Raw genomic sequence first — 20,836 nt, 5'->3', positions numbered from 1 at the left:
CCCCGCGGTGCGGGGTTCCGTCGGTCGGAGCATCGCTCTAGGGTCGGAGCATGGCCTCAGAACGTGTCACCCTGACCATCACCGACTCCGACGGAGAGCGCGATGTCGCGCTGTCGAGCCCGAACCGGGTGGTGTGGCCGGACCTCGGAATCACGAAGGCGGAACTGGCCGAGTACGTGCAGCTCGTCGCGGATCCCTTCCTCGCGGCCAACGGCAACCGTCCGGTGTCGCTCGAGCGCTTCCGTGACGGCGTCGGTGCGTCGGACGGACCGCGCGCCGAGGGCTTCTTCTCGAAGAATCCGCCCAAGGGGACGCCCGACTTCGTCGACGCCGTCACCGTCACGTACAACAGCGGACGACAGCATCCGCAGATCGTGCTCAACCGTGCGAGTGCGATCGTCTGGGCCGTGCAGATGAACACGATCGTGTTCCACCCCTGGGCGTCTCTGGCCACCGATGCCGACAACCCCGTGGAGCTGCGCATCGACCTCGACCCGCAGCCGGGCACGGATTTCGCGGATGCAGTGACTGCCGCGCACACGCTGCGAGAGGTGCTGCGCGAGGCTGGGCTGGAGGCTTTCGCCAAGACCAGTGGCAACCGCGGTCTGCATGTCTTCGCGCCGATCGAACCGACCCACGAGTTCCTGGATGTGCGGCATGCCGTGATCGCGGCCGGACGCGAGCTGGAGCGGCGGTTGCCGGAACAGGTCACCACCAACTGGTGGAAGGAGGAGCGCGGGGAGCGGATCTTCGTCGACTTCAACCAGGCCAACCGCGACCGTACGATGGCCGGTGCCTACAGCCCGCGCGCACTGCCGGGGGCGACGGTGTCCACTCCCGTCGAGTGGGACGAGCTCGACGGCCTGGACCCGCGGACGTTCACGGTGCGCAGCATCCCGAACCGCCTGGAGCAGGTCGGCGACCCGTGGGCGACGATGCAGGCTTCCCCGGGCCGCATCGACACCCTGCTGGAGTGGTGGGAGCGCGACAAGGAGAACGGGCTGGGGGAGCTGCCGTTCCCGCCGGAGTTCCCGAAGATGCCGGGGGAGCCGCCCCGCGTGCAGCCGAGCAAGAAGGTCGCCGCGAACTGGGACGACGACGGTACTCCCGCCGAGAAGGACTGACCTTGCGGGCCGGGCATTTTCGTATAACACTATTGATATGATCTCGCGCGAAACCATCAACGGCAGTCCGGTCACCGAGGAGCAGATCGCCGCGTGGTCTGCCGAAGCGGAAGCCGGATACGACGCAGAGGTTCTCAAGAAGCGCGGTCGCGGGCGGCCGGGACGCGGAGCGGCACCATCGCAAGTCGTGGCGCTGCGGCTTACTCTCGACGAGATCGCGGCGCTCGACGCCCGTGCGGAACGCGAAGGCAAAACTCGATCAGAGGTGATCCGCGAGGCGTTGTCGGCTGCAGCCGCGTGAAGGTTCATCCACGCGATGCCGGCGAGGCCTCAGATGATCGCTCTGCTCCCGTGAACGGCGAAGGGTACGAGATCTCTTTGGGACCTCTCCGAACGGCCCGTCAGCGGAGGACGTCGGCGAGGTCGTAGCCCGCGACCGTGTCGAGCTGGTCGTAGGTGCAGGAGCGGGCGTCGCGGTCGGGCCGCCACCGCTCGAACTGCACGGTGTGGCGGAAGCGGGCGCCCTCGAGCTGGTCGTAGCGCACCTCAAGCACCCGCTCGGGGCGCAGCCGCACGAACGAGACGTCCTTGCTGCCGCTGAACCGTGACCGCTCGCCTTCTGCGGTCAGCGCCTCGCCGCTGTCGTCGCGCTCGACGAGGGGAGCGAGCTCCTCGACGAGTTCCTGCCGCCGCACGTCACTCCAGGCGGCCACGCCGCCGACCTGCCGCAGCACCCCGTCGTCGCCGTACAGCCCGACCAGGAGCGATCCGACGCCCGAGCCGGACTTGTGGATGCGGTAGCCGAGCGCCACCACATCGGCCGTGCGGGCGTGCTTGATCTTGAACAGCGTCCGCTTCCCCGGCGCATACGGCTGGTCGAGGGGCTTGGCGACGACACCGTCGAGTCCTGCTCCTTCGAATTCGGCGAGCCAGCGGACGGCCGCGTCGCGGTCTCGAGTCGTGCGGGTGATGTGCAGCGGATGCTCGACGCCGTCCATGAGTGTCTCGAGACGGGACCGTCGGGTCTCGAAGGGCTCCGTCAGTAGATCATCGTCGCCGAGGGCGAGCAGATCGAAGGCGATGAACATCGCCGGCGTCTCCGCAGCGAGCTTCGCGACGCGCGAGGCCGCCGGGTGGATGCGCTGGCTCAGCGCCTCCCAGTCGAGGCGCTGCGAGCCGAGTGGCCCCGTGGCGACGACGATCTCGCCGTCGAGCAGGCACGGTCCGGGCAGCAGCTCGGGGATCGCCTCGACCAGCTCGGGGAAGTAGCGGGTGAGGGGCTTCGCGCCCCGGGAGCCGATCTCCACGGTCTCGCCGTCCCAGGCGATGAGGCCGCGGAAGCCGTCCCACTTGGGTTCGAACAGGAGCCCGCCGGAGGTCTTCGCCGGATCGGGAACCGCCGGCACGGCCTTGGCGAGCATCGGCGCGGGGATCTCGTAGCGCATGCTCCCATCCTGGCCGCGGCATCTCGATTCCGGTACCCCGGCGTCGCCGCCGATCGAGCGTCAGCCGAACACGTCGTCGAGCCCGGCCGGCATCCCCGCGTCGTGCAGCACGGTGCGGGCGGCATGCCAGCCTGCCATGCCGTTCACCGCGGGGCCGGGCGGAGTCGATGCCGACGCCAGGTACACCCCGCGCATCGGGGTGCGCCAGGGCGTCGGAGAGACCACGGGGCGCCGCAGCGCCTGCCGGATGTCGAACACGCCACCGGAGATGTCGCCGCCGATCTCCCCGGGGTTGATCGCCTCCCGAGACGACGCGGGCACCGCGTGATGAGCCAGGATCAGATCCCGGAAGCCCGGCGCAAAGCGCTCCACCTGCGCCGTGATGAGCTCGGTGGGATCGAGGTCGGAGCCGTTCGGCACATGGGTGTACGCCCACAGGACGGCCTTGCCCTCGGGCGCGCGCGTCGGGTCGAAGACGGAGGGCTGCACGGCGAGCACGTAGGGGCGTGCGCTCACACGGCCCGCGGCCACGGCGTTCTCGCTCGCCCACACCTCTTCACGGGTGCCGCCGAGGTGCAGGGTCACCGCGTTTCGCACCTCCGGGTTCGACCACGGGATGGGGCCGTCGAGCGCGAAGTCCACCTTGGCCGCAGCGGCGCCGTATCGGTAGCCGCGGAGCGCTCTGGCGTATCCGGCCGGCACGTCGGGGTGGGTGAGCGCGAGCCGGGGTGAGGTGTTCAGCAGGAGCACGTCCCCGCGTGAGGGGTCGCCGGCGTCGAGGGTGCGCAGGTCGTTCACGCGCGCGCCGGTCTCGACCGTTCCGCCGTGCGCCTCGAGGTCGGCCACCAGGGCGTCGGCGATGGTCTGCGAACCGCCGCGCGGGTAGGGCCAGCCTCCGGCGTGGGCGAGAGCGGCGAGGAGGAGCCCCGCTGCCGCCCCGGCAAGGGTCGGCTGCGGGGAGTTCGCGTGGGCCACGACTCCCGACATCAGGGCGGCGGCCTCCTCGGCCCGGAACGAGACGCGGGCGAGAGGGGTGCCCTGGTCGAGCATCCGGATCGCGTAGCGCACCGCGGTGACGGGGTCGGCCGGCATCCGGAGGAGCTGATTGCCCGTGAAGTCCGTCACCCCTTCGATGTGCGTGCTGAGCGGACGCAGGCGGGTCAGCCAGGCGTCGCGGTCGGGTCCGAGGGCGGCGGCGGTGCGCTCGATGTCCCGCCAGGCGACGGCCGCGCGGCCGCCGTCGAGGGGGTGGGCGAACGAGATGTCGGGGCGGATCCATTCGATGCGCTCGTCGAGCCGGAAGGCGTGGAAGAACGGCGAGGACACCGCCGCCGGATGCACGGCGGAGCACACGTCGTGGCGGAAGCCCGGAAGCGTCCCTTCTCGGGTGCGCAGCCCGCCGCCGATCGTGTCAGCGGCCTCGAGAACGCGGACCTCATAGCCGGTGCGGGCGAGCGCCACCCCGGCGGCGAGGCCGTTGGGTCCGGATCCGATGATCGTCGCGCGTGCCATGCGGCCAGTCTTGCACGGGCAGAGTGGTCGAAAGAGGGGGTTGCGGCGTGCGATCCTGGAACAAATGAAAGAAGTACAAGGGCCGACCCCCGCAGGCACCTCCCGTCCATACCGTTCGCTCCAGGAAGCGCTGCGCGCGCACCGAATCGACCCGTCGAACCACGCGTTCATCGCGGAGATCACCCAGACGATCGGAATCAGCTCGTTCATCGACCGTGGTCGCTACATCGAGGCCATCCGTCGCGGTGAGGGCGCCGCGCTGCACATCGGACGCACCTACACGAACGGTTTCACCGAGGACGAACGGCTCGTCGTCGGGTCCACTCCGCTTCGTCTGCAGCCGAGCGAGGGTCGCGCGCCCTACTTCTACGTCAGCCACCCGAGCGAGTTCATCCCGCTGACCCCGCCGCGCGCTGCCAAGCGCACCACGACTCCTCGTGTCTCCGCTCCGCGTGCCGAGAAGGCACCCAAGCCGGTGGAGGAGCGGGACTACGGCGTGTGCGACGTGTGCTTCATGGTGAAGACCCCGTCCGGCGGCTGCGGCTGCGACTGACGGTGAGCGTCGACGCGCACAGTCCGCTCGAGCAACCGATGATCCGCGTAGCCGATCTGACCGGCCCCGATGCGATCGAGGTCGGTTCCGCGGTGCGGGCCTATCTGCTGCAGACCGAGCTCGAGAAGCACCAGCAGGCAGGGACCGTTCCGGACCCTGCCGCCCCGCTCCCGGAACGCTATCGCCGCGAGGTGCAGACCCCGGCCGCCGCGTATGCCGGGCATCGGGTTCTGCTCGCACAGCTTGAGGAACGCGTCGTCGGTGTGGTCGTGCTCTCGGAACGGGAGGGGATCGCGGAGATCAAACGTCTCTGGGCGGTTCCTGCAGCCCGCGGCCGCGGTGTGGGGTCGGCGTTGCTCGACGGCGCCGTGCACGCGGCGGCCGAGTCAGGTGCGACTGAAGTTCGACTGTCCGTCTGGGACTGGCGACAGGGTGCTCTGCGTCTCTATGAATCGCGCGGCTTCGAGCGCGTGCCGTCCTGGGACGACCGGGAGCGGCTCGTGTGCATGGTGCGTCCGGTCTGATTCGACTGGGAGACACGCGCCGGCACCGGCACGTGCGTCGACTCACGGCAGAGGCTGCGATAGACGATAGCGGCCGGGGGTCATCCCCACGAGCGGGGTGAACTGCTCGATGAACTGGCTGGTCGTCGCCCACCCGCACGCGGCAGCCGTGTCGGTCACCGAGGTGCCGTCGGCGAGCAGGACGAGCGCCCGGTGCACGCGCAGCTGGAGACGCCACTGCCGATATCCCATGCCGGTCTCCTGCGGGAACAGCCGGCTCAGCGTCCGCTCGGTCGTGCCGGTGCGCGCGCTGAGCTCGCCGAGACTCACAGGCAGGGCGAGGTCGTCCTCGACGATGCGGGCTGCGCGACGCAGACGCGGATCCTGGGGTTCGGGCAGGTGCAGTGGCTGTTCCGGCGCGGTGATCGCCTCATCGACGATCACGCGGCGCAGGTGGTCCAGCGCGCTCGCCGTGCGTGAGTGGTCGGACGTCATCGCCAGCACGGCCTCGCGGGCGAGCGGTGTCGCGACGAGCACGGCGGGGGAGGCGGGCAACAGGGCGGCCAGCTCGTCGGTCAGGTGGACGATGCGCATGTCCGTGCGTCCGTGCGCCCGATGACGATGCTCGGCGCCGGCGGGCACCCATGCCATGCGCGTCGACGGCGCGATCCATGCGCCCTCGTCGGTGAGCAGCGACAACACTCCTGAGGCCGCGTGCACCAGGTGCCCGAGCGGGTGTGCGTGGCGCGGCGACGTCTCCGCGTGCGCGAAGCGGTAGGCGCCCTCCATGGGAAGTGTTCCGAGGGAATCGAAGTCGACGAGATTCAGATCGACCAGCCGGGAGGATTGGCGAGTATTCGACATCAAAATGTAGTTTACGTGTTTCCTGATGGGCGGGCCGGATGCTGGACTCGAGGCATGACCACGATGCAGGAGCCGTTCGACACCGCGCCGACCCCGCTGACCACGCCGTCCGTGCGCCGCGGCGGCGTCCTCACCGGGATATACGTGGGCATCGGCCTGTTGATGATCGCCCTGAACCTGCGCATGGGCGTCGCGTCGGTCGGCCCGGTCCTGCCCGCGATCGAGCACGACCTCGGCATCCCCGCGGCGGCGGCCGGACTCCTGACGACGATCCCCGTGTTCGCGTTCGGTGCCTTCGCGTTCCTCACCCCGACGCTGACGCGCTGGATCGGACTGCATCGGCTGCTCGCGCTGACGATGGTGGTCGTGGCACTCGGCATCGGGATCCGCCTCGTTCCCTCTCCGCTGGCGCTCTTCGGTGGCACGGTGCTGGTCGGCGCGGGCATCGCGGTCGCCAACGTCTGCATGCCCGCCGTGATCAAGCAGGACTTCGCGCACCGTCTCGGCCTGATGATGGGGCTGTACTCGACGGCGCTGTTCCTCGGTGCTGCGGCGGCCGCCGCTCTGACCGTGCCGTTCATGACCGCGCTCGACGGATCATGGCGGGGTGCTCTGGCGATCTGGGCGATTCCCGCCGTGCTCGCCCTGCTGGTCTGGCTGCCTCGGGCGATGCGCGCGGTCACCGGTTCAGCGACCGCGGCCGGTGCCCCCGTCGACGCGATCGTGGAGCCGCGGAACGAGCCGCGGATGTCTGCGCTGCTGCGCGACCCCGTCGCGTGGGCGGTCACGGGATTCATGGGCTTGCAGAGCCTGAGCTACTACGCTGCCCTGACCTGGATCCCGACGATCCTGCAGGACGCTGGCGTGCCGGTGTCCGACGCCGGCCTGCTGCTGTCGTACTCGAGCCTTCCCGGTATCGCGGCGGCGCTGCTCGTACCGACGATGCTCCGCCGCATCCGACCGACCTGGCTTCCCGTCGTGCTCTCCGCACTCCTGTGCGCGGCGGGGCTGATCGGTCTTCTCGTCGCGCCGGGTGGAGCTGCGCCCTGGGTGTGGATGACGCTGCTCGGGCTCGGACAGGGAGCGGCCATCGCCCTCTCGCTGACCTACATCGTGCTCCGCGCGCCCGATGCGCGGCACACGGCGCACCTGTCGACCATGGCGCAGGGGATCGGTTACCTGCTGGCGGGTCTCGGTCCGATCGGCCTCGGCATCCTGCACGCCGCCGTTGGGGGGTGGGCTGTGCCCGTCGCGGCGCTGGTCCTGCTGCTCGGCGTGCAGGCCGTGGCCGGGGCGGCGGCGAGCCGGGAGCGCCACGTGCGCGCCGGCCGTCGGTGAGCCGACCCTGAAGGATCGGGTCTCAGGCGAACGCGCTCATCCCGGTGATGTCACGCCCGAGCAGCAGCGCCTGCACGCTCTCCGTGCCCTCGTAGGTGTGGATGGCCTCGATGTCGGCCATGTGCTGGATGACGCCGTTCTCGAGCAGGATGCCGTTGCCGCCGAGCAGATCGCGAGCGGTCGAGGCGATGCGTCGCGCGGCGCGTGTGTTGTGGAACTTCGCGAGCGACGCCTGGGTCGGCCGCAGCTCGCCCGCGGTCTCGAGATCGGCCATCCGCCGGCAATACAGCTGCATGGCGGTGAGATCTTCGAGCATGTGGGTGAGGCGCTCCTGCACCATCTGGAACTTCGCGAGCGGCTTGCCGAACTGCACGCGCTGGGTCGCGTAGGCGAGTGAGGCCTCGTAGCAGGCGGTCGCGTGTCCGAGTGCCGACCAGGCGACGCCGGAGCGGGTCGCGTACAGCACGGTCGAGGCGTCCTTGAAGCTCTTCGTCCCCGGCAGCACGGCGTCGAGCGGCACCCGCACGTCGTCGAGGACGATGTGGGCCTGGTGGATAGCCCGCAGCGAGGCCTTGCCGCGGATCACGCTCCCGGTGTACCCCGGCGTCTCCTGTTCGACGAGGAAGCAGCGAACCGCGCCGTGCTCGTCGGCGCCCTCGTCGTCGATCCGCGCCCACACGAACGTGATGCCGCCGGACGCGCCGTTGCCGATCCATTTCTTCGCGCCGCGGATGACCCACGAGTCGCCGTCGCGGCGGGCGACGGTCTCGAGGGAGACGGAGTCCGAGCCGTGGTCGGGCTCGGTCAGCGCGAAGGAGCCGAGGACCGACCCGTCGGCGAGAGCGGTCAACCACCTCTCCTGTTGATCCGGGGAGCCGAACAGCGCGAGGGTGCGCAGGGCGAGCCCGCCCTGCACGGCGAGGATCGTGCCCAGCGAACCGTCGCCGCGGGAGATCTCCATGTTGACGAGCCCGGCGGCCAGCGGCGACACGCTCGTGAGCGAAGGGTGCTGGACGCCGTCGACGACGAGGTCCATCTCGCCCATCCGACGGGCCGCCTCCAGCGGGTACTCCGCGCGGTCCCAGGCATCCGCCATCTGCGGGGCGACCTCGTCGACGTAGGACTTCGCCCGGTCCCACGCCTCGCGATCGGCGGCGGGGATGTCGGTGAAGACGGCGTAGTAGTCGCTGTCCTGACGCGCGGTGATGTCGTACGACGAGACCCGTTCGCCGGGGAACGGGGTGGCTGCAGTGCTCATGGGGCTCCTTCGTGGACCTGAGTATCGTACTCCTCGATACTCGGTTCCACGACCCTCGAGCGGCTAGTCGAGCTCCGACTGCAGGCGGCGGCTGACCTCGGCGATCGGCATCGAGCGCGGGAACACCGCGACGACCATGTCGTCCGGGGCGGTGGCGGCTTCGCCCGCCACACCGTAGCGGCGGCGCACATCGGCCAGCGCCGTCTGCAGGGTTGCCAGTGGCACCTTCTTGCGCCCCCGCAGCAGCTGGCGCAGCACGTGGTTGTGCACGGCGGTCACGAGGGCGGCGAAGCCCACGGCATCCAGCGGGTCGACGCCGGGAAGCGCTCCGCGCAGGTACTCGTCGAACAGCCGCTCGTAGCGGAAGACCGTGATGATCTCGCGTTCGCGCAGCACGGGCACCTCGCGCACGATCTGGTAGCGACGGCGGGCGAGCTCGGGGTCGTGCGCGAAATGTGCGAAGACCGACTCCGAGGCCGCGCACACCGCGCCCCACGGGTCGTCGTGCCCCTCGGCGAGGAACTCCCTGAGCTGCTCGAGGAGCACCTCGTGGTCGGCGAACACCACGTCCTCCTTGCCGCCGAACTGGCGGAAGAACGTCGAGCGCGAGACACCGGCGGCCTTGGCGATCTGTTCCACCGAGGTCTGGTCGAACCCCTGGGCGCTGAAGAGCTCGAGCGCTGCGGCCACGACGCCGGTGCGCAGTTCTGCGGATTCGTGCATGGCGAAAGCCTAGACCTCGGCGGGCGGAGACGCCGAGGCGAGGCCGTCATACTGAGAGCGTGAGTGAGCGCGGAATTGCGGCCGGATGGTTCGAGACCCGGCGACGCGGCACCCTGCGCTGGTGGGACGGCTCGCGCTGGACCGAGCACATCGCGGTGCGAGGGCGGACGACCACGCTGGCCGTGGAGAGCGCGACGATGCGCCGGCAGCTGCTCGTCACCGAACTCGTGCTCGTGGCCGTCCTCGTCGGCTCGATACTGGTCGCCCTGTGGGGCTCGCTTCCGGTTGTCGTGGTGCGACCCGTGGTCGTCGCCACCGGTGCCGCCCTCGTGGTCGTCCCGCTCGTGATCTCGCGGCAGCTCCGTCTTGCCGCGCTGCCGGCGAGGCGCTGGGGCGTCCCGGCACTGCGCTGACCCGGCGATGCCGCGGCCGCAGGAGCGTCCAGGCCGAGGTAGTAGGCTGGGGGACTGGTCGATGTCTCGACATCGAGAGAATTACCAGACAGCAGCCCAGTGAAGGAACCACAGTGGATCTGTACGAGTACCAGGCACGAGACGTTTTCGAAAAGTACGGAGTGCCGGTCCTCGCCGGCATCGTCGCGGACACCCCTGAAGAGGTGAGGGCGGCCGCCGAGAAGATCGGTGGAGTGGTCGTCGTCAAGGCTCAGGTCAAGACCGGCGGCCGTGGCAAGGCGGGCGGCGTCAAGGTCGCCAAGACGCCCGATGAGGCGTACGAGGCAGCGAAGGCCATTCTCGGCCTCGACATCAAGGGCCACGTCGTCAAGCGCGTCATGGTCGCGCAGGGCGCGCGCATCGCCGAGGAGTTCTACTTCTCCGTGCTGCTCGACCGCGCCAACCGCTCCTACCTGAGCCTCTGCTCGGTCGAGGGCGGCATGGAGATCGAGGAGCTCGCGGTGGAGCGTCCCGAGGCGCTCGCGCGCGTCGAGGTCAACCCGCTCACGGGCATCGACAAGGAGAAGGCCGTCGAGATCGCTCGCGCGGCGAACTTCCCCGAAGACCTCGTCGAGAAGGTCTCCGACGTCTTCGTCAAGCTCTTCGACGTCTACAAGGGCGAGGACGCGACGCTGGTCGAGGTCAACCCGCTGGTGCGCACCGAAGAGGGCGACATCATCGCGCTCGACGGCAAGGTCACGCTCGACGACAACGCCTCCGAGATCCGTCACCCGGAGCACGAGGCGCTCGAGGACAAGGACGCCGCAGACCCGCTCGAGGCCAAGGCCAAGCAGTCGGGCCTCAACTACGTGAAGCTCGACGGCGAGGTCGGCATCATCGGCAACGGCGCAGGGCTCGTCATGTCCACGCTCGACGTGGTCGCCTACGCGGGCGAGAACCACAACGGCGTGAAGCCGGCCAACTTCCTCGACATCGGCGGCGGCGCCTCGGCCGAGGTCATGGCCGCGGGCCTCGACGTCATCCTCGGCGACCCGCAGGTCAAGAGCGTGTTCGTCAACGTGTTCGGTGGCATCACGGCGTGCGACGCCGTCGCCAACGGCATCAAGGGTGCCCTCGAGACGCTGGGCGCCACGGCCTCCAAGCCGCTCGTCGTGCGCCTCGACGGCAACCGCGTCGACGAGGGTCGCGCGATCCTCGCCGAGTACGCGCACCCGCTCGTGACCCTGGCCGCCACGATGGACGAGGGCGCCGACAAGGCCGCCGAGCTCGCCAACGCCTGAGACTGAAGGACTAGAAGAATGTCGATCTACCTCAACAAGGACTCCAAGGTCATCGTCCAGGGCATCACCGGCGGCGAGGGCACCAAGCACACCGCGCTGATGCTCAAGGCCGGCACCCAGGTCGTCGGTGGCGTGAACGCCCGCAAGGCCGGCACCACGGTCGCCCACACCGACAAGGACGGCAACGCCGTCGAACTGCCCGTCTTCGCCTCGGTCGCCGAGGCCATGAAGGAGACCGGCGCCGACGTGTCGATCGCGTTCGTCCCCGGTGCCTTCACGAAGGACGCGATGATCGAGGCCATCGACGCCGAGATCCCGCTGCTCGTCGTCATCACCGAGGGCGTCCCCGTCGGCGACTCGGCCGAGGCCTGGGCCTACGCACAGAGCAAGGGCAACAAGACCCGCATCATCGGCCCGAACTGCCCCGGCATCATCACGCCGGGCGAGGCGCTCGTCGGCATCACGCCGGCGAACATCACGGGCAAGGGGCCGATCGGCCTCGTGTCGAAGTCGGGCACCCTGACCTACCAGATGATGTTCGAGCTGCGCGACCTGGGCTTCTCGACCGCCATCGGCATCGGCGGCGACCCGGTCATCGGCACCACGCACATCGACGCGCTCGCCGCGTTCGAGGCCGACCCCGAGACCAAGGCCATCGTCATGATCGGTGAGATCGGCGGCGACGCCGAGGAGCGTGCGGCCGACTACATCAAGGCGCACGTCACCAAGCCGGTCGTCGGCTACGTCGCGGGCTTCACGGCTCCCGAGGGCAAGACCATGGGTCACGCCGGTGCGATCGTCTCCGGCTCGGCCGGTACCGCTCAGGCGAAGAAGGAGGCCCTCGAGGCCGCCGGCGTCAAGGTCGGCAAGACGCCGTCCGAGACGGCAGACCTGATGCGCGCGATCATCGAGTCGCTCTGATCTGAGTTACGCTTGATCTGAAGGCCCCGGACTCCACTCCGGGGCCTTCTTTCATCCCCTCGGTTGGTGGACCGTCGAGTCAGGTGCGCGGGGTCACCGCGTCCAGAATGTCGTCGAGCGCCGTGTGGGCCTGCGTCCGCGCGTCGGTATCGTCCGGGTGCGCGGCGAGCCAGAGCGCGAGTTCGTTCATCGCTCCGGACAGCGCCGCGGTCAGGGCGTCGAGGACGGCGGGGGCGGCCCCGGCTTCGCGCAGTCCCAGGCGCAGCTCCCGTTCGGGCCCATCGGCATCCAGCCTTCGCCATTCCTGCCAGCCGAGCACGGCCGGGCCGTCGACGAGGAGGATGCGCGAAGCCGCTCCTCGGGTGATGGCGTCGAGGAACGCGTGGCTGCCGTCGCGGAGCGCGGCGTCCGGAACGCCCGCGGCAGTGGCCTTCACGATCGCCCCCGCGACGACCTCCTGCTGTGCCGCAGCGACCGCCGCGAAGAGCAGCGGCTTCGACGAGTAGTGGTGGTAAACGGCGCCGCGGGTGACTCCGGCCGCCTGGGCGATCTCGTCGACGGACGCGGTGGCGTATCCCTGTTCGGCGAAGTGCGTGGTCGCGGCATCGAGGATCCGGCGTGCGGTCTCAGCGGCGTCGGCGGCGGATGCTCGGGGCATGGGGTTCCTTTACGTGCGGCGTGTATGTATTCTAACGGAAGGATACAAACACACTGTACGTAAAAGGAGAGATGATGGAGATCACGAGCTTCTATCCGGTGCTGATGGTCGACGACGTCGCCGCTGCCACGCAGTTCTACCGCGAGGAACTCGGCTTCGAGACGACGTTCGAGGCCGACTGGTACGTGAGCCTGCGCTTCGTCGGCGGAGAGCTCGCGCTTCTGGACCGGACACACGAGACCATCCCGGAAGGCTTCCGCGAGCCGGTGCGCGGACTGCTGCTCAACGTCGAGGTCCCCGATGCCGCAGCCGAACACGCGCGGCTGGTCGGGGAGCGCGGGCTGCCGGAGCGGCTGCCCCTGCGGGACGAGGCCTTCGGGCAGCGGCACTTCATCGTCGAGGCTCCCGGTGGTGTGCTGATCGACGTGATCGAGCCGATCGAGCCGTCCGCGGAGTTCGCCGCCGCCTACGGGGGCTGAACACCAAAGAGGGGCGGATGCCGCAGCATCCGCCCCTCTTGTGATGCTTCGGGTCAGATCCCGACGCCGAAGAGCACCTCGATGGGCCCTCGCGCGAAGAAGATCAGGAAACCGGCGCCGACGACCCACAGCAGCGGGCTGATGGTCTTGGCCTTGCCGGAGAAGGCGTGGATGAGCACCCAGCTCACGAAGCCCGCGCCGATGCCGTTCGCGATCGAGTAGGTCAGCGGCATGACCGAGACGGTGAGGAACACCGGCAGCAGCACGCGGAAGTCGCTGAAGTCGATGTAGCGGATCTGCGCCATCATCATGGCTCCGACGATGATCAGCGCGGCTGCGGCGATCTCGGTCGGGACGATCGAGGTGAGCGGGGTCAGGAACATCGCGATCAGGAACACGACGCCGGTCACGACGTTCGCGAGTCCCGTGCGCGCGCCCTCGCCGATGCCCGCACCCGACTCGATGAAGACCGTGCTGGACGACGACGAGGTCGCCCCACCGGCGATCGCACCGACACCCTCGACGACCAGCGCGGACTTGATGCGCGGGAAGTCGCCGTTGTCGTCGGCCAGGTTGGCCTCCTTCGCGAGACCGGTCATGGTGCCCATGGCGTCGAAGAAGTTCGTGAACAGCAGCGTGAAGACGATCATCACGATCGCCACGAGGCTGACCTTGCTCAGGTCGAAGCTGAAGTCGACCGCGCCGATCAGGCTGAGGTCGGGAATGCCCACGGGGGAGCCGTTCAGTGCGGGTACCGTGAGTCCCCAGCCGCCCGGGTTGACCACGTTGCCCTCATCGTCGAAGCCACGGGCTCCGATGTGCCAGATGGCCTCGACGATCACCGCGAGCACGGTGCCGCCGATGAGGCCGATCAGCATGCCGCCCTTGATCTTGAGGGCGACGAGGATGCCGGTGAGCAGGAGCGTGATCACGAAGAGCAGTGTCGGCACTGTCGCGACCGAGCCGTTGACGCCGAGGCCCACCGGCGGCGACGAGGCGCCGGTCGCGGTGACGAAGCCCGAGTTGACGAAGCCGATGAAGGCGATGAACAGGCCGATGCCGACCGTGATCGCGATCTTCAGCTGGAACGGCACGGCGTCGAAGATCGCCTTCCGAAGTCCGGTGGCGGCGAGCAGCACGATGACGACACCGTTGATCATCACCAGTGCCATGGCCTCGGGCCAGGTCACCTGGCCGACGACCGAGAACGCGACGAAGGCGTTGATGCCGAGGCCGGCGGCGAAACCGAAGGGGAGACGCGTGACGAGTCCGAACAGGATCGTCATCACACCGGCGGTCAGCGCGGTGGCGGCTCCCACGGCATTGAACTCGAGCATGTTCCCGGCGACGTCGGGCTTGCCGGAGAGGATGATCGGGTTCAGGATCACGATGTAGGCCATCGTGACGAACGTCACCAGACCCCCTCTGATCTCGGTGCCGATCGTGGATCCGCGCTTGCTGATCTCGAAGAAGCGGTCCAGGGAGTTCTTGGGCTCGGTGGATGCCGGGGCGGGCGGGGCAGTTGTCATCGGGAAACCTCCGGAGAAACGCTATCGTGTCGCCGACCCCACGCGCGCCCCCAGGGCTTCGTCGGCAACTCGTCGTAGTCTCGAAACGCTATGCAACGCCTCCTCGTCGCGCTCCTCGCCGCCTTCGACGCCGCCATCGCCGCGGCGGTCGGCCTCGTCGTGCTGCTCGCGCCGTTGACCCTGCTGTGGACCGTCGCCTTCGGGATCACGGCCGACTGGGGAGCCCTCTGGCCGCTCACCGGGACGCTCTGGGAGTTCGGCCACGGCGTTCCGCTGACGATCACGATCCCGGACACGCTCCTCGTCGCACTCGCGATCCCACCGGCGGCGGCGAACTTCGTCGTGTCGATCACACCGCTCGCCTTCCTGGTGTTCACGCTGCTCTTCGCGGCGCGTTCGGGCAGCAGAGCGGCGAAGGCCGGAGCCTGGCTGCTCGGCTCGCTCACCGGAGCCGCCGTGTTCACCCTCATCGCCGCCGGTGTCGCGCTGACGGCGCGACTCGACGCGGCGCAGACGCCGTTCGCGCCGGCGATCATCCTCCCCGCCGCGGTCTACCTCGTCGGTGTGCTCTGCGGCGCGGTGCGCATCGCGTGGGAGGAGGGTGACGGCGGCATCCTCGACCGACTGCACGACTGGTTCGACGCCCGCGAGGACTGGGCGCCCGTTCCGGCGGCGATCGTGCGCGGCGCCGCCTTCGCCCTCGTCGGAGTGGTCGGCGCGTCCGCCCTCGCCCTGGCCGTCGCCACGCTGCTCCGCGGGGGAGAGGTCGTGGCGCTGTTCCAGGCCGCCAGGGTCGACGCGCTCGGCGCGACGGTGATGACCCTCGCCCAGCTCGCCTACCTGCCGACCATGCTCGTGTGGACGGCAGCATGGCTCGCCGGTCCCGGCTTCGCCGTCGGCGCCGGAACGGCGGTGTCGCCCGCGGGTACGCAGCTCGGCGTCGTCCCCGGCATCCCCGTGTTCGGGCTGCTGCCGGAGAACAGCTCGATCTGGATGCTGATCGTCGTGCTCATCCCCGTCGCCGCCGGTGCGTTCGCCGGTTGGGCGGTCCGCTCGCGCCTCGTGTGGGAGGGCACACCCCTCGGGATGCTGCAGCGTGCGGTGATCGCCGTCGGCATCGCGGCTCTGAGTGCCGGGGTCGGCGGGCTCGCAGCCGCCCTCGCGAACGGCTCGATGGGTCCGGGGCGGCTGGCTGTCGTCGGACCGGCTGCCTATCCGTTCGCCCTCGCGCTCGGTGCGGAGGTGCTGGTCGGGGCGGCCATCCTGCTGCTGTCTCCGCGGAACCGTGATGAGCTCGCCGAGGAGCGCACGGACCGGTGGATCGCCGAGATGACCGAGCTCGATCCGAATGCTGTCGTCGTCGCCGGCGCGGCGTCCGCTGTGCCCTTCACGGACGTGTCAGCCGCCGACGACACGGCGCCGCTCGATGACGTGCGCGGGTTCCTCGCACCGCCGCGCGATCCGGCGGAACCGCGCGACTGACGGCGGGGTCCGCTCGGCCCCGGACACCGGGCGGGAGCAGTATGCACACCCCGGTAGACTGGGCGCGTGCTCACGGTCGCCGTTCTCATCTCGGGCACCGGCTCGAACCTTCGCGCCCTCCTCGAGGCCGCTCGTCATCCCGATTTCCCCGCCAGGGTGATCGTCGTGGGTGCCGACCGCGAAGCCGACGGGCTGGCCCACGCCGAGGAGTTCGGCATCCCCAGCTTCACCGTGCCGTGGCACGAGCACGAGAGCCGTGAGGCCTGGGGTGACGAGCTCGGACGCCAGCTCGCGGTCTGGAATCCCGACCTCGTCGTGCTCTCCGGACTCATGCGTTTGCTGCCCGCGTCGCTCGTCGCGCGGTACACACCGCGCCTCATCAACACCCACCCCGCGTTCCTGCCGGAGTTCCCCGGAGCGCACGGCGTCCGCGATGCGCTCGCCGCCGGCGTCTCCGAGACCGGTGCCAGCGTGATCGTCGTCGATGACGGCGTCGACACCGGGCCGATCCTCGCCCAGGAGCGCGTGCCCGTGCTCGACGGCGACACCGAGCACAGCCTGCACGAGCGCATCAAGCCCGTCGAACGTCGACTGCTCATCGATGTCGTCCGCGGGATCGCCACCGGCGAGCTCACCCTCACGCCTGCTTCCTGACCCCCACCCGACGCCCCCGCACGAAGGAGCCCATCATGGCCGGCCCCCGCCACGACCCCACGCTCTACCGCGATCGCGACACCGTGCCGATCCGGCGCGCGCTCGTCTCGGTGAGCGACAAGACCGACCTGCTCGTCCTCGCTGCGGCTCTCGCCGATGCCGGGGTGGAGATCGTCTCGACCGGGTCGACCGCCGCGACCATCCGCGATGCCGGCTTCACCGTGACCGACGTCGCGGCCGTCACAGGGGTCGCCGAGATGCTCGACGGTCGCGTCAAGACGCTGCACCCGAAGGTCCACGGCGGCCTGCTGGCCGACCTGCGCCTCGAGGAGCACGAGCGTCAGCTCGAGGAGCTCGACATCGCGCCGTTCGAGCTCGTCGTGGTGAACCTGTACCCGTTCGTCGAGACCGTCGCCTCGGGCGCGGTCGGCGACGACGTGGTCGAGCAGATCGACATCGGCGGACCCGCCATGGTGCGCGCCGCGGCGAAGAACCACGCCAACGTCGCGATCGTCGTGTCGCCGCAGTCCTACCCCGCGATCGTCGAGGCCGTGGCCGCCGGAGGCACCTCGGTTGCGCAGCGCCGCGAGCTCGCGGCCCGCGCATTCGCGCACACCGCCGCCTACGACACCGCGGTGGCGCAGTGGTTCGCCGAGGGCACGCTCACCGAGCCCGGCGACCTGCCCGCACATCTGACGATCCAGGCCGAGCGCCTCGCGACCCTCCGCTACGGCGAGAACTCGCACCAGCGCGGCGCGATCTACACGCGCGCCGGCGGTCACGGCATCGCCCAGGCCACGCAGCTGCAGGGCAAGGAGATGTCGTACAACAACTACGTCGACGCGGATGCCGCGCTGCGGGCCGCGTACGACATGGTCAAGCCGGCCGTCGCGATCATCAAGCACGCCAACCCGTGCGGCATCGCCACGACCGCCCCGAATGCCCTCGACCCGATCGCCAGCGCCCACCTGCGCGCGCACGAGTGCGACCCGGTCTCGGCGTACGGCGGGGTGATCGCCGCGAACGGCACGGTGACCCTGAAGATGGCCGAGAACCTCAAGGACATCTTCACCGAGGTCATCGTCGCGCCGTCGTTCGAGCCTGCCGCCCTCGAGGTGTTCAAGGCGAAGAAGAACCTGCGACTGCTGCAGCTGCCGCAGGACTGGCAGCAGGAGCGCATGGACGTACGCCTGGTCTCGGGCGGACTGCTGCTGCAGGACGCCGACCGCTTCCCCGACGATATCGGTTCCGTCGCGAAGAACTGGGAGCTCGTGTCGGGCGAGCGTCCGAGCGACGAGGAGATGGAGAACCTCATCTTCGCGTGGAAGGCCTGCCGCGCCGTCAAGTCGAACGCCATCGTGCTCGCGAAGGACAACGCCACGGTCGGCGTCGGCATGGGCCAGGTCAACCGCGTCGACTCGTGCCGCCTCGCGGTCGAGCGCGCCGGCGACCGGGCTGCCGGTTCGGTCGCCTCGTCGGATGCCTTCTTCCCGTTCGCGGACGGCGCCCAGGTGCTGATCGACGCCGGTGTCACCGCGATCGTGCAGCCCGGCGGATCGGTGCGCGACGAGGAGGTCGTGGACGCGGCTCGCAAGGCCGGCGTCACGATGTTCTTCACCGGAGAGCGTCACTTCTTCCACTGAGCGGCCGGCGTCCGCGCCGACACCCCCGCTTCGCGCCGAGACCCCGGCCTGCCGACGTCTGCAGGCCGGGGTCTCGTGGTTGTGTCGGGGTCTCAGTGTCAGCTCGGGGGTTCGGTCTTGAGGCGCACAGTGATGTCCGATTTCCGCCAGTCGAGGTCGGAGGTGCGTGGCAGGGTGGAGGTATGAGCTTCCCCGTGATCGACTTCGACGAGCGCTACCGTGCCATCAGCGCGCGCGACACCCGCTTCGACGGGCAGTTCGTGACGGCGGTGCGATCGACCGGGATCTACTGCCGTCCGAGCTGCCCTGCTCGCACACCCAAACGGCAGAACGTGACGTTCTATCCGACGAGCGCGGCCGCACACGAAGCCGGATACCGCGCGTGCAAGCGCTGCCTGCCCGAGGCGGCCCCCGGGTCTCCGGCGTGGGACATCCGCGGCGACGTCGCGGCCAGGGCCATGCGCCTCATCTTCGACGGCGTCGTCGAGCGCGAGGGGGTGCCGGGGCTCGCCGCGCGCCTCGGATACTCGAGCAGACACCTCACCCGACTGCTGACGACCGAACTCGGTGCCGGACCGCTCGCCCTCGCCAGGGCGCATCGCGCACACACGGCACGGATGCTGCTCGTCGGCACGGACATGCCGATCTCCGATGTGGCGTTCTCGGCCGGCTTCGCCAGCATCCGCCAGTGCAATGACACGATCCGCGAGGTGTTCGGGCTCACCCCCGGCGAGCTCAGGGCGCGTCGACGCCTGCCGGCCTCCGCGGTCCCCGGTGCGATCGACCTCGTCCTGCCGTACCGCGGTCCGCTCGACGCGAGCGGCATCTTCACGTGGATGGCGGCACGCGCCGTACCCGGGGTCGAAGAGACCACGGCGTCGTCGTTCTCCCGGCATCTGCGGATGGCCGGCGGTCCCGCCTGGTTCGAGGTGAGTCAGGATGCGTCGGAACGCCTGCACCTGCGGGCTCGAGTCGCGCGCCTCGGCGATCTGGCGCCGCTGGTGGCTACCGTGCGCCGCATCTTCGACCTCGACGCCGATCCGCTGGCGATCGACGAAGCGCTCTCCGCGCACCCCGAGCTCGCCCCGCTCGTCGCCCGCACGCCCGGCATGCGGGTTCCCGGCTCCGCCGACCCGCACGAGATGCTCATCCGCGCGATGATCGGGCAGCAGATCACGGTGGTCGCCGCCCGCACGGCGCTCATCGCGCTCACCGAGGCGCTGGGGGAGCGCACCGAGCAGGGACTGCTCTTCCCCACGATGACCGCGATCGCCGAGCGCGGCGCCGAGGTGCTGCGCGGCCCCGCCGCCCGCATCCGCGCGATCACGGGCGCCGCCGCGGCCCTCGCCGACGGCTCGCTGACCCTGACGGTCGGCGATGACGGTGGCGAGCAGCGCGCGGCCCTCCTCGCCATGCCGGGGATCGGACCGTGGACGGCCGATTACGTGCGCATGCGGGTGCTCGGCGACCCCGACATCCTGCTCCCCGGCGACGTCGCGCTGCGTGCGGGAGCTGCGGCCTCCGGACTCCCGGGAGAGGCCCGGCCGCTCACGGCCTGGGCGGAACGCACCGCCCCCTGGCGCAGCTACCTGAGCGCGCATCTCTGGCGCGCCGCCCCGGTGCGACCGGCGGGGCCCCGGCGCGCGGCATCCACCGCCCGCGCTGCGACCACAGCTGACACGACATCGAAGGAGACCTCATGACCGCTCTCATCCAGACAATCGAGACCCCGGACGGGGCCTTCACGATCCTCGCCGACGAGCGCCAGCGGGTGCTGTCGTCGGGGTGGACCTCCGACGTCGAGGCGATCCTTGAGCGACTGTCTCCGGCGAACCGCCCCGAGGAGCTCCGCGAGACGGAGACAGAAGCTGGGGACGCCGCACTGGCCTTCTACGCGGGCGACCTGTCCGCGATCGACACGGTCACGGTGAAGCAGTCGGGCACCGTGCTGCAGCTCGCCGGATGGTCGGCGCTGCGGGCGATCGAACCCGGTGCCCCGCTCACCTACACCGGCTTCGCGGCACGGCTCGGCAACCCGAACGCCGTGCGCGCGGCTGCCTCGATCTGCGCGCGGAACGCCCCGGCGCTGTTCGTGCCGTGTCACCGCGTGCTGCGCACCGACGGCAGCCTCGGCGGCTTCGCCTGGGGTCTCGACGTGAAGGAGAGCCTGCTCGCGCGCGAGAGCATCGCCGCCTGAACGTCCTCTCCTCGCCGCGCTGCCCACCCCCGGCGGTGCGGCGTCGGCGTGCCGGAAGGCGGGCTGATCACGGATTGCCGCGAAAGACGCCGAACAAATCGGGAATGCGTCTTGTGTTCAGCTGGTTCACAGCAATAGGCTGGTGGGCTGTCGCGCCGACCGGACGACACAGCCGAGCCCTGAGGAGGACACCATGACCACGATCGCCACCGCGCGGATCGCAGCTCTCGGCTCGACCCCGGCGCGCCCGCTCTCCTAGA

Annotated in this window: 21 protein-coding genes; 14 read left to right on the top strand and 7 right to left on the bottom strand. The window is 70.0% G+C overall.

Annotated features, from left to right (window positions below):
- The first annotated feature begins 50 nt into the window (after positions 1 to 50).
- Both ligD and ACIOTO_RS01825 read left to right on the top strand, forming a co-directional pair.
- A complete protein-coding gene (gene ligD, locus ACIOTO_RS01830; protein ID WP_400856160.1) occupies positions 51 to 1,124 on the top strand; it encodes a non-homologous end-joining DNA ligase in 1,074 nt (357 codons plus the stop codon).
- Between the two features lie 37 nt (positions 1,125 to 1,161).
- Complete coding sequence (locus tag ACIOTO_RS01825) at positions 1,162 to 1,425, top strand: ribbon-helix-helix protein, CopG family (RefSeq protein WP_400856158.1); 264 nt, start codon at positions 1,162 to 1,164, stop codon at positions 1,423 to 1,425.
- 100 nt (positions 1,426 to 1,525) lie between these two features.
- Here ACIOTO_RS01825 and ACIOTO_RS01820 read toward each other — a convergent pair whose 3' ends face one another.
- Together ACIOTO_RS01820 and ACIOTO_RS01815 are read right to left on the bottom strand one after the other, a co-directional pair.
- Positions 1,526 to 2,569 carry an ATP-dependent DNA ligase gene (locus ACIOTO_RS01820; RefSeq protein ID WP_400856157.1) on the bottom strand — a complete coding sequence of 348 codons (1,044 nt, stop codon included), beginning with the start codon at positions 2,567 to 2,569 and terminating at the stop codon, positions 1,526 to 1,528.
- Between the two features lie 60 nt (positions 2,570 to 2,629).
- Positions 2,630 to 4,081, bottom strand: a complete 1,452-nt coding sequence (locus ACIOTO_RS01815; protein WP_400856155.1) for a phytoene desaturase family protein — start codon at positions 4,079 to 4,081, stop codon at positions 2,630 to 2,632.
- A 64-nt stretch (positions 4,082 to 4,145) separates the two neighbouring features.
- Here ACIOTO_RS01815 and ACIOTO_RS01810 point away from each other — a divergent pair, with 64 nt between their 5' ends.
- Together ACIOTO_RS01810 and ACIOTO_RS01805 are read left to right on the top strand one after the other, a co-directional pair.
- Positions 4,146 to 4,634, top strand: a complete 489-nt coding sequence (locus ACIOTO_RS01810; RefSeq protein WP_105711586.1) for a hypothetical protein — start codon at positions 4,146 to 4,148, stop codon at positions 4,632 to 4,634.
- A gap of 38 nt (positions 4,635 to 4,672) precedes the next feature.
- Positions 4,673 to 5,158, top strand: coding sequence for a GNAT family N-acetyltransferase (locus ACIOTO_RS01805; RefSeq protein ID WP_400856154.1), 486 nt, complete (start codon positions 4,673 to 4,675; stop codon positions 5,156 to 5,158).
- 42 nt (positions 5,159 to 5,200) lie between these two features.
- Here ACIOTO_RS01805 and ACIOTO_RS01800 read toward each other — a convergent pair whose 3' ends face one another.
- Positions 5,201 to 6,001: an AraC family transcriptional regulator gene (locus ACIOTO_RS01800; protein WP_400856153.1), complete on the bottom strand. Its 801-nt coding sequence runs from the start codon at positions 5,999 to 6,001 to the stop codon at positions 5,201 to 5,203.
- 54 nt (positions 6,002 to 6,055) lie between these two features.
- On the opposite strand from ACIOTO_RS01800, the gene ACIOTO_RS01795 reads away from it, so the two are divergent.
- Complete coding sequence (locus ACIOTO_RS01795) at positions 6,056 to 7,339, top strand: CynX/NimT family MFS transporter (protein WP_400856151.1); 1,284 nt, start codon at positions 6,056 to 6,058, stop codon at positions 7,337 to 7,339.
- 22 nt (positions 7,340 to 7,361) lie between these two features.
- On the opposite strand, the gene ACIOTO_RS01790 is transcribed toward ACIOTO_RS01795, so the two are convergent.
- Entirely contained in the window at positions 7,362 to 8,597 is a 1,236-nt protein-coding gene (locus tag ACIOTO_RS01790) for an acyl-CoA dehydrogenase family protein (protein ID WP_400856150.1), read from the bottom strand.
- A 63-nt stretch (positions 8,598 to 8,660) separates the two neighbouring features.
- Positions 8,661 to 9,320 carry a TetR/AcrR family transcriptional regulator gene (locus ACIOTO_RS01785; protein ID WP_400856148.1) on the bottom strand — a complete coding sequence of 220 codons (660 nt, stop codon included), beginning with the start codon at positions 9,318 to 9,320 and terminating at the stop codon, positions 8,661 to 8,663.
- Positions 9,321 to 9,379: 59 nt separating this feature from the next.
- Here ACIOTO_RS01785 and ACIOTO_RS01780 point away from each other — a divergent pair, with 59 nt between their 5' ends.
- The 3 genes from ACIOTO_RS01780 to sucD all read left to right on the top strand — a co-directional run bounded on the left by ACIOTO_RS01780 (position 9,380) and on the right by sucD (position 11,934).
- Positions 9,380 to 9,733, top strand: a complete 354-nt coding sequence (locus ACIOTO_RS01780; RefSeq protein WP_400856146.1) for a DUF2510 domain-containing protein — start codon at positions 9,380 to 9,382, stop codon at positions 9,731 to 9,733.
- Positions 9,734 to 9,846: 113 nt separating this feature from the next.
- Positions 9,847 to 11,013 (top strand): ADP-forming succinate--CoA ligase subunit beta, encoded by a 1,167-nt coding sequence (sucC, locus tag ACIOTO_RS01775; RefSeq protein WP_029262293.1) that lies wholly within the window; start codon positions 9,847 to 9,849, stop codon positions 11,011 to 11,013.
- Positions 11,014 to 11,031: 18 nt separating this feature from the next.
- Positions 11,032 to 11,934, top strand: a complete 903-nt coding sequence (gene sucD / locus ACIOTO_RS01770; RefSeq protein ID WP_029262294.1) for a succinate--CoA ligase subunit alpha — start codon at positions 11,032 to 11,034, stop codon at positions 11,932 to 11,934.
- Positions 11,935 to 12,013: 79 nt separating this feature from the next.
- On the opposite strand, the gene ACIOTO_RS01765 is transcribed toward sucD, so the two are convergent.
- Positions 12,014 to 12,592 carry a TetR/AcrR family transcriptional regulator gene (locus ACIOTO_RS01765; RefSeq protein WP_400856144.1) on the bottom strand — a complete coding sequence of 193 codons (579 nt, stop codon included), beginning with the start codon at positions 12,590 to 12,592 and terminating at the stop codon, positions 12,014 to 12,016.
- Positions 12,593 to 12,666: 74 nt separating this feature from the next.
- Between ACIOTO_RS01765 and ACIOTO_RS01760 the strand changes: the two genes are divergently transcribed.
- Positions 12,667 to 13,071 carry a VOC family protein gene (locus ACIOTO_RS01760; RefSeq protein WP_400856143.1) on the top strand — a complete coding sequence of 135 codons (405 nt, stop codon included), beginning with the start codon at positions 12,667 to 12,669 and terminating at the stop codon, positions 13,069 to 13,071.
- Between the two features lie 53 nt (positions 13,072 to 13,124).
- Here the strand turns inward: ACIOTO_RS01760 and ACIOTO_RS01755 are convergent, their stop codons facing one another.
- Entirely contained in the window at positions 13,125 to 14,600 is a 1,476-nt protein-coding gene (locus ACIOTO_RS01755; RefSeq protein ID WP_400856141.1) for an NCS2 family permease, read from the bottom strand.
- A 90-nt stretch (positions 14,601 to 14,690) separates the two neighbouring features.
- Here ACIOTO_RS01755 and ACIOTO_RS01750 point away from each other — a divergent pair, with 90 nt between their 5' ends.
- From ACIOTO_RS01750 to ACIOTO_RS01730, 5 genes are all read left to right on the top strand, one after another.
- Complete coding sequence (locus tag ACIOTO_RS01750) at positions 14,691 to 16,082, top strand: DUF6350 family protein (RefSeq protein ID WP_400856139.1); 1,392 nt, start codon at positions 14,691 to 14,693, stop codon at positions 16,080 to 16,082.
- Between the two features lie 66 nt (positions 16,083 to 16,148).
- Positions 16,149 to 16,736: a phosphoribosylglycinamide formyltransferase gene (gene purN, locus ACIOTO_RS01745; RefSeq protein ID WP_400856137.1), complete on the top strand. Its 588-nt coding sequence runs from the start codon at positions 16,149 to 16,151 to the stop codon at positions 16,734 to 16,736.
- Positions 16,737 to 16,771: 35 nt separating this feature from the next.
- Positions 16,772 to 18,379, top strand: a complete 1,608-nt coding sequence (gene purH, locus ACIOTO_RS01740; RefSeq protein WP_029262300.1) for a bifunctional phosphoribosylaminoimidazolecarboxamide formyltransferase/IMP cyclohydrolase — start codon at positions 16,772 to 16,774, stop codon at positions 18,377 to 18,379.
- Positions 18,380 to 18,561: 182 nt separating this feature from the next.
- Complete coding sequence (locus tag ACIOTO_RS01735; protein WP_400856135.1) at positions 18,562 to 20,082, top strand: AlkA N-terminal domain-containing protein; 1,521 nt, start codon at positions 18,562 to 18,564, stop codon at positions 20,080 to 20,082.
- The gene (locus tag ACIOTO_RS01730; protein WP_400856134.1) at positions 20,079 to 20,576 is read left to right on the top strand and encodes a methylated-DNA--[protein]-cysteine S-methyltransferase; all 498 of its coding nucleotides are present in this window, start codon (positions 20,079 to 20,081) and stop codon (positions 20,574 to 20,576) included. The genes ACIOTO_RS01735 and ACIOTO_RS01730 overlap by 4 nt, the downstream gene beginning before the upstream one ends.
- The last annotated feature ends 260 nt before the right edge of the window (positions 20,577 to 20,836 follow it).

The organism is Microbacterium sp. NPDC087592, from assembly GCF_044743585.1.
Classification (GTDB): domain Bacteria; phylum Actinomycetota; class Actinomycetes; order Actinomycetales; family Microbacteriaceae; genus Microbacterium.
This window is presented reverse-complemented; position numbering and strand designations above follow the sequence as displayed.

Coding starts and splice junctions, on each gene's coding strand:
- ligD (WP_400856160.1), top strand. CDS start 51: ATGGCCTCAGAACGTGTCACCCTGACCATCACCGACTCCGACGGAGAG.
- ACIOTO_RS01825 (WP_400856158.1), top strand. CDS start 1,162: ATGATCTCGCGCGAAACCATCAACGGCAGTCCGGTCACCGAGGAGCAG.
- ACIOTO_RS01820 (WP_400856157.1), bottom strand. CDS start 2,569: ATGCGCTACGAGATCCCCGCGCCGATGCTCGCCAAGGCCGTGCCGGCG.
- ACIOTO_RS01815 (WP_400856155.1), bottom strand. CDS start 4,081: ATGGCACGCGCGACGATCATCGGATCCGGACCCAACGGCCTCGCCGCC.
- ACIOTO_RS01810 (WP_105711586.1), top strand. CDS start 4,146: ATGAAAGAAGTACAAGGGCCGACCCCCGCAGGCACCTCCCGTCCATAC.
- ACIOTO_RS01805 (WP_400856154.1), top strand. CDS start 4,673: ATGATCCGCGTAGCCGATCTGACCGGCCCCGATGCGATCGAGGTCGGT.
- ACIOTO_RS01800 (WP_400856153.1), bottom strand. CDS start 6,001: ATGTCGAATACTCGCCAATCCTCCCGGCTGGTCGATCTGAATCTCGTC.
- ACIOTO_RS01795 (WP_400856151.1), top strand. CDS start 6,056: ATGACCACGATGCAGGAGCCGTTCGACACCGCGCCGACCCCGCTGACC.
- ACIOTO_RS01790 (WP_400856150.1), bottom strand. CDS start 8,597: ATGAGCACTGCAGCCACCCCGTTCCCCGGCGAACGGGTCTCGTCGTAC.
- ACIOTO_RS01785 (WP_400856148.1), bottom strand. CDS start 9,320: ATGCACGAATCCGCAGAACTGCGCACCGGCGTCGTGGCCGCAGCGCTC.
- sucD (WP_029262294.1), top strand. CDS start 11,032: ATGTCGATCTACCTCAACAAGGACTCCAAGGTCATCGTCCAGGGCATC.
- ACIOTO_RS01765 (WP_400856144.1), bottom strand. CDS start 12,592: ATGCCCCGAGCATCCGCCGCCGACGCCGCTGAGACCGCACGCCGGATC.
- ACIOTO_RS01760 (WP_400856143.1), top strand. CDS start 12,667: ATGGAGATCACGAGCTTCTATCCGGTGCTGATGGTCGACGACGTCGCC.
- ACIOTO_RS01755 (WP_400856141.1), bottom strand. CDS start 14,600: ATGACAACTGCCCCGCCCGCCCCGGCATCCACCGAGCCCAAGAACTCC.
- ACIOTO_RS01750 (WP_400856139.1), top strand. CDS start 14,691: ATGCAACGCCTCCTCGTCGCGCTCCTCGCCGCCTTCGACGCCGCCATC.
- purH (WP_029262300.1), top strand. CDS start 16,772: ATGGCCGGCCCCCGCCACGACCCCACGCTCTACCGCGATCGCGACACC.
- ACIOTO_RS01735 (WP_400856135.1), top strand. CDS start 18,562: ATGAGCTTCCCCGTGATCGACTTCGACGAGCGCTACCGTGCCATCAGC.
- ACIOTO_RS01730 (WP_400856134.1), top strand. CDS start 20,079: ATGACCGCTCTCATCCAGACAATCGAGACCCCGGACGGGGCCTTCACG.